General features: G+C 74.3%; 7 protein-coding genes. All 7 read left to right on the top strand.

Annotation, left to right across the window (positions count from 1 at the left end; genetic code table 11):
* Window positions 1-75: 75 nt before the first annotated feature.
* The gene (locus OG594_RS20790) at window positions 76-954 is read left to right on the top strand and encodes a siderophore-interacting protein (protein WP_266601081.1); all 879 of its coding nucleotides are present in this window, start codon (window positions 76-78) and stop codon (window positions 952-954) included.
* 54 nt (window positions 955-1,008) lie between these two features.
* Entirely contained in the window at window positions 1,009-1,842 is an 834-nt protein-coding gene (locus OG594_RS20785; protein WP_266601079.1) for a 2,3-dihydro-2,3-dihydroxybenzoate dehydrogenase, read from the top strand.
* A 168-nt stretch (window positions 1,843-2,010) separates the two neighbouring features.
* Window positions 2,011-3,216, top strand: a complete 1,206-nt coding sequence (gene dhbC, locus OG594_RS20780; protein WP_266601077.1) for an isochorismate synthase DhbC — start codon at window positions 2,011-2,013, stop codon at window positions 3,214-3,216.
* Window positions 3,213-4,961: a (2,3-dihydroxybenzoyl)adenylate synthase gene (locus OG594_RS20775; RefSeq protein WP_266601075.1), complete on the top strand. Its 1,749-nt coding sequence runs from the start codon at window positions 3,213-3,215 to the stop codon at window positions 4,959-4,961. Before dhbC ends, OG594_RS20775 begins: the two co-directional genes overlap by 4 nt.
* Window positions 4,962-4,973: 12 nt before the next feature.
* On the top strand, window positions 4,974-5,606 hold the full coding sequence (locus OG594_RS20770) for an isochorismatase family protein (protein ID WP_266601073.1): 633 nt from the start codon (window positions 4,974-4,976) through the stop codon (window positions 5,604-5,606).
* A gap of 53 nt (window positions 5,607-5,659) precedes the next feature.
* Window positions 5,660-6,322: a 4'-phosphopantetheinyl transferase superfamily protein gene (locus tag OG594_RS20765; RefSeq protein WP_266601071.1), complete on the top strand. Its 663-nt coding sequence runs from the start codon at window positions 5,660-5,662 to the stop codon at window positions 6,320-6,322.
* A 61-nt stretch (window positions 6,323-6,383) separates the two neighbouring features.
* Window positions 6,384-6,833, top strand: coding sequence for a DoxX family protein (locus tag OG594_RS20760; protein WP_266601069.1), 450 nt, complete (start codon window positions 6,384-6,386; stop codon window positions 6,831-6,833).
* Window positions 6,834-6,846 lie beyond the last annotated feature (13 nt).

Here is a 6,846-nt window from a genome sequence, read left to right as displayed (position 1 = left end):
GCCGGGGTGCGGGTGGGGGCGCTGTGCGGCGCCCCCACCCGGACCCCTCCCCTCCGAGGAAGAGAGACCGTCATCATGACCAACGGCCCCCGCCCCGGGCCCCGCATCGACGTCGTCCACCACGACATCGCCGTGCGCACCCTGGAGGTGTTGCGCGTGCGCCGGGTGACTGCGCGGATGGTCCGCGTCACCCTCGGCGGGCCCGAGCTCGACGGCTTCGTCGACCGCTCCCCCGCCGATCACGTGAAGGTGTTCTTCCCCGAGCCGGGCACCGGACGGCTCGTGCTGCCGCGAGTGGCGGACGACGGCGACGGACTGGAGTTTCCGACGGAGCCGCCGTTCCCGATCTCCCGCGACTACACCACCCGTCGCTTCGACCCCGTGGCCGGTGAGCTGGACCTGGACTTCGTCCTGCACGGCCGCGGCACGGCCGCGCGGTGGGCGGAGCGGGCTGAGCCGGGGATGCGGCTCGGTGTGGCGGGGCCGCGCGGTTCGATCGTGGTCCCGCGGGAGTTCGACTGGTACCTGTTCGCGGGCGACGAGACGGCCCTGCCGGCCGTCGCCCGGATGCTGGAGGACCTGCCGCAGGGGGTTCCCGCCAAGGTCTTCCTCCTCGTCGACGACGCGGGCGAGCAGGAGGAACTGCCGACCCGGGCCGACGCCGAGATCGTCTGGCTGCACCGGAACGGTCTCGCGCACGGCGAGGGCGACTTCCTGGACGAGGCGGTACGGGGCGTGGACTTCCTGCCGGGCTTGCCCTTCGTCTGGGTCGCCGGTGAGGCCGGGGAGCTCAGGCCGGTCCGCCGCTACCTGCACCGGGAGCTGGGCCTGAACCGGGCTTACACGGACGTGGACGGCTTCTGGAAACGCGGTGTCGTGGGCCTCGACCACCACGAGCCGCAGGACGACGAGGACGGGGACGCGGCTCCCGCGGACAACGTGCCTGCCGCATAGCGCCGTTCAGCATTTAATTAGGTTAGGCTTACCTAAGATTGAGGAGGGGGCGGCATGTCCGACCACCGTGTGCCCGGCAACCCCGGGACCAGCGGATTCACCGGCAAGGTCGCGCTCGTCACCGGCGCGGGGCAGGGCATCGGCGAGGCCGTCGTCCGTACGCTGTTCCGCCTCGGCGCCACCGTCGCGGCGACGGACGTCTCGGAGAAGGCCGTCACCGCGCTGGCGGCGGAACTGGACCCGGAGCCCCAACGCGCGCCGGCCTCCGGCGACGGGGCCGTCCGCGCCTACGCGCTCGACGTCACCGACCCGGCGGCCGTCGACCGGACCGTCGGACGGATCGGGCGGGAACTCGGCCCGGTCGACGTCCTGGTGAACGTGGCCGGGGTCCTGCGCACCGCACCGGTCGCGGAACTGACCGACGAGGACTGGGCGGCCACCTTCGCGGTCAACGTCCAGGGCGTCTTCTTCACCTCCCGCGCCGTCGTCCCCGGCATGGCGGCCCGTGGCTGCGGCAGCGTGGTCACCGTCGCCTCGAACGCCGCCGGGATCCCGCGGACCGGCATGGCCGCGTACGCCGCCTCGAAGGCCGCGGCCGTGATGTTCACCAAGTGTCTGGGGCTGGAGTACGCCCGCAGCGGGGTGCGCTGCAACATCGTGGCCCCCGGCTCCACCGACACCCCCATGCAGTGGGGGCTCTGGACCGACCCGCAGGCGCCCGCCCGGGTGCTGGACGGGGACCTGGCCAGCTACCGGACGGGAATCCCGCTGGGCCGGATCGCCGACCCGCAGGACATCGCGGACGCCGTCGTGTTCCTCGCCTCGGACCAGGCCCGCCACATCACCATGCAGGACCTCTACGTGGACGGCGGAGCCACGCTGCGCTGACCTCGCGGCAGCCCCCGCCCCGCCCCGCGCACCACGCGCGATCCCCGCGCCACGCGTACCACCCGCGCCACGCGCACCTCCCCGCACCTGCGCACCACCCCGCAGCCGGCGACCGCCCGGCCGCACCCACCTGCCCCGCACCTGCCCCCACCCTGAAGAGGAGTCACCGTGCCGACGGTCCACCAAGTCGCCACGCCCCCCGCACCGGCCGATCCGGTGCACCCCTCCGTCGGCGCCGCCACCACGCTGCTCGACGCCTACCGCCCCGGAGCCCGGTTCCTTGCGACGCCCACCCGGACGCTGCTGGCCCAGGGCATCCGCCAGGAGGTCGCCCACTCCGCCGAACCCCTGCCGCACCGCGTCGCCCAGGCCCTGGCCGAGGCCCGGCGGGCCGGGCACCCCTACCCCGTGGTGATCGGCGCGATCCCCTTCGCCCCGGACGCGCGCGCCGCCCTCGTCGTCCCGGAGTCCCTGCGCAGCGGCCCGCCGCTGGCCTCGGACCCGCTGATCGCCCTGCCCGCCGCCGGTCCGGCGCCCGCCGACTGGGCCATCGCCTCCGTCCCCGAGCCGGACGTCTACGCCAAGGGCGTGGCCTCGGCCGTGGACCGGATGTGGCAGGGCGAGTTCAGCAAGGTCGTACTGGCCCGGACCCTGGAACTCGCCTCCGACGGGCCGCTGGACATACCCGCCATGGTCCAGCGGCTCGCCCGCCGTGACCCCTCCGGCTACACCTTCGCGCTCCCCACCGGCCCCGGCCGCAACCTGCTCGGCGCCAGCCCCGAACTCCTGCTGTCCCGCCGGGGCGACCGGCTCATCTCCAATCCGCTGGCCGGGTCGACCCCGCGCAGCGCGGACCTCGCCGAGGACGTCCGCCGGGCCGCCGCCCTGCTCCAGTCCGCCAAGGACCTGCACGAGCACGCCGTCGTCGTCGACGCGGTGCACCAGGCCATGGCTCCGTACTGCACCTCCCTCGACGTCCCGGAGCGCCCCACCCTGCTCCGTACGGCCACCATGTGGCACCTGTCCACCACCGTGACCGGAATGCTCGCGCGGCCCGACGTCTCCGCTCTGGAGATCGCCTCCAGCCTGCACCCGACCCCGGCCGTCTGCGGCAGTCCGACCGACGTGGCCCGCAAGGTGATCGAAGAGACCGAGTCCTTCGACCGCGGCTTCTTCACCGGCATGATCGGCTGGGAGGACGGCACCGGCGACGGCGAGTGGGTCGTCACGATCCGCTGCGCCGAGGCCGAGGAGAACCGGCTGCGCCTGTACGCAGGGGCGGGGATCGTCTCCGCTTCCGAGCCCGATGCCGAGACCGCGGAGACCGCGGCGAAGTTCCGCACCTTCCTGCAGGCCGTCGGAGCCGAACTGTGAGCGACCCCCACGACCCCCACGACGACCACGGCTCCCGCGACGACCACGGCGCCGCAGCCGCGGCCGCCGCCTGGCGGCCCTGGCCGGCCGAGTTCGCCGAGCGCTACCGGACGGCCGGCTGGTGGCGGGGCGAGACCTTCGGATCCGTCCTGCGGGAGCGGGCCGCGGACCACCCCGACCGGATCGCCCTCGTGGACCCGACCGGCGGCCCGGACGGCGGCCGGCGCACCTGGAGCTACGGCGATCTCGACGCGCGGGCCGACCGGATGGCCGCGGGCCTCACGGCGCGCGGCATCGTCCCCGGTGACAAGGTGGTCGTACAACTACCCAACACCGCCGAGTTCTTCGAGGTCGTCTTCGCGCTGTTCCGGATCGGCGCCCTGCCCGTCTTCGCCCTGCCGGCGCACCGCCGCACCGAGATCTCCTACTTCTGCTCCTTCACCGGGGCGGCGGCGTACGTGATCCCCGCGGTGCACGGCGGCTACGACTACCGCGAGCTCGCCGCCGCAGTCCGCGGCGAAGTCCCGGGACTGCGCGAGGTGTTCGTCGCGGACGCCGACCCGGGTGACTTCACCGCGCTGGCCGAGGTCCCGCTGGACGTACCCGCCGGAGGGCTCGGCCCCGGGCCCGCCCCGCACGACCTCGCCTTCCTCCAGCTCTCCGGCGGCAGCACCGGCGTGCCCAAGCTGATCCCGCGCACCCACGACGACTACATCTACTCGCTGTGGGCCTCGAACGAGATCTGCGCGGTGGACGCGGACTCGGTGTACTTGGTGGCCCTGCCCGCCGCCCACAACTTCCCGCTGTCCTCGCCCGGTTCGCTGGGCGCCCTGTACGCGGGGGGCCGGGTCGTGCTGTGCCCGCAGCCGGTGCCCGACGTCGCCTTCCCGCTGATCGAGTCCGAGGGCGTGACGATCACCGGCCTGGTCCCTCCGCTGGCCCTGCTCTGGACGGAGGCCGCCGCACGCACCGACCGGGACCTCGGCAGCCTGGACGTCCTGCTGGTGGGCGGCGCCAAGTTCAGCGAGGAGGCCGCCCGCCGGGTCCGGCCGGGCCTGGGCTGCACCCTCCAGCAGGTGTTCGGGATGGCGGAGGGGCTGGTGAACTACACCCGCCTCGACGACCCCGAGGAGACCGTCGTCACCACCCAGGGCCGGCCGATCTCCCCGGGCGACGAGATCTTGATCGTCGACGACGAGGACCGCGAGGTGCCCCCCGGCGGGTCCGGCCACCTGCTGACCCGCGGCCCCTACACCATCCGCGGGTACTGGAACGCGCCCGAGCACAACGCCCGGTCGTTCACCGCGGACGGTTTCTACCGGACCGGGGACATCGTCCGGATGACGCCCACCGGGCACCTGGTCGTCGAGGGACGCGCCAAGGACCAGATCAACCGGGGCGGGGAGAAGATCGCGGCGGAGGAGGTGGAGAACCACATCCTGGCGCATCCGGCCGTCCACGACGCCAACGTGGTCGGCGAACCGGACCCCTATCTCGGCGAACGCACCTGTGCCTACGTGATCCTGCGCGAGGGCGCCGGAGAACTGCGGCCCGCCGCCGTGAAGAAGTTCGTGCGGGAGCGCGGCCTCGCGGCGTACAAGGTGCCGGACCGGGTGGAGTTCGTCGCCGCCTTCCCCAAGACCGGCGTGGGCAAGGTCTCCAAACGGGACCTGCGCACCGCCGCACCCGCCGCTCCGGCTGCTCCGGCCGCCGTCCCCGTCCCCGTACCGCCCCATCAGCACTGAACGGATGAACCCATGGCCCTGCCCGCCATCGCCCCCTACCCGCTGCCGACCGCCGAGGAGCTGCCGGCCAACCGCGTCGACTGGACGGTGGATCCGGACCGCGCGGTCCTGCTCGTCCACGACCTGCAGAACTACTTCCTGTCGGCCTTCGACCGCGAAGCACAGCCCGTCACCGGCATGCTCCAGCAGGTCGCGCGGCTGAAGAAGGAGGCGGGCCGGGCCGGGGTGCCCGTGTTCTACACCGCGCAGCCCGGCGGCCAGAGCCCGGCCGAGCGCGGGCTCCAGCAGGACTTCTGGGGGCCCGGTCTGCCCGCCGACCCGACGGCCGCCGCGATCCCCGCCGCCGTGGCGCCCGGCCCGGACGACACGGTGCTCACGAAGTGGAAGTACAGCGCCTTCGTCCGGACCGACCTGCTGGAGCGGCTGCGCGCGATGGGCCGGGACCAGCTGGTGATCACCGGCGTGTACGCCCACATCGGCGTCCTGATGACGGCCTGCGACGCCTGGATGCAGGACGTCCGGGCCTTCGTGGTCGCCGACGCCGTCGCCGACTTCTCCGAGCGCGAGCACCGGATGGCCCTGGAGTGGGCGGCGGGCCGCTGCGCCGTGGTCACGACGGCCGACCGGGTCTGCGCGCAGCTGTGAGACCGGCCCCGCTCCGGGCCCGACCGCGGCCGGCCGCCGCGCACGTACCGCCCGTGCATCCCGTGCCGCTGCCGGTGGCCCTGCCCGGGCAGACCCGCGTGTGGGCGGCTTCGGTGGCGGAGAACGCGGCGGCCGCCACGGCCCGGCGGGGCGAGCTCGACCGTACCGAGTCCCTGCGGGCGGACCGTTTCCGGCGGTTCGCGGACGTGGACCGCTTCCTGGTCGCGCACGTCTGCCTGCGGGACGTCCTCGGCACGGTGCTCGGAACTCCGCCGGCCCGCCTCATCATCGACCGGGAGCCGTGCGCCGCGTGCGGCGGTCCGCACGGACGCCCCTACCTGCCGGGCCGCCCCGTCCACTTCTCCCTCGCGCACGCGGGCGACCTGGTGCTGCTCGCGGTGGCCCCCGTACCGGTGGGCGTCGACGTGGAGGACCTGCCGTCGGACGCCCTGGTGCACGAGACCATGGCCGGCCTGCACGAGGACGAACGCGCCGAACTGCTGGCCCTGCCCCGGCCCGCCCGGGCGGCCGCCTTCGCCCGCTGCTGGACGCGCAAGGAGGCCGTGCTGAAGTCCACCGGGCAGGGCCTGGCGCACGGCACGCACCAGCCCTACGTGGGCACGGCCGCGCAACCGGCGCACACCGCCGAACACCGGGTGTACGACCTGCCGGTGCCCACCGGCGGGGCCGCCGCCCTGGCCCTCTGGACCGGCTGACGGTCCTCCCCCGCCCTCCCCCTCTTTCCCCACGTCCCCGTTACCCGACGAAGGATCTCCCATGACGGAACGTCTGAACGCCGCCCGGCCCTACGCCCTGGGCCTCTTCCGGATCGTCACCGGCCTCCTGTTCGCCTGTCACGGCGCCGCTTCCCTCTTCGGCGTCCTCGGCGGCGCGCACGGCGGCGGCACGGTGCCCTTCGGGGCCTGGCCGGGCTGGTACGCGGCGGTGATCCAGCTCGTCGCCGGCGCCCTGGTGCTGCTCGGCGCCGGGACCCGCAGCGCGGCCTTCCTCGCCTCCGGCTCGATGGCGTACGCCTACTTCACGGCCCACCAGCCGGACGCCCTCTTCCCGATCCAGAACAGCGGCGAGTCCTCCGCGATGTACTGCTGGGCCTTCCTGCTGCTCGTCTTCACCGGCCCGGGCGCCTTCGCCCTGGACCGCCTCCTGCCCGCCCGTGGGAACCGGACCGCAAAGGGCGAACAGCGGCCCCGGCCGGCCGCCGCCTGAGGCCGTGCCCCCG

Origin of the sequence: Streptomyces sp. NBC_01214, from assembly GCF_026340975.1 — a bacterium.
Taxonomy (GTDB): domain Bacteria; phylum Actinomycetota; class Actinomycetes; order Streptomycetales; family Streptomycetaceae; genus Streptomyces.
The sequence above is the reverse complement of the archived record's forward strand: the minus strand, read 5'-3'. Positions and strand labels throughout refer to the sequence as shown.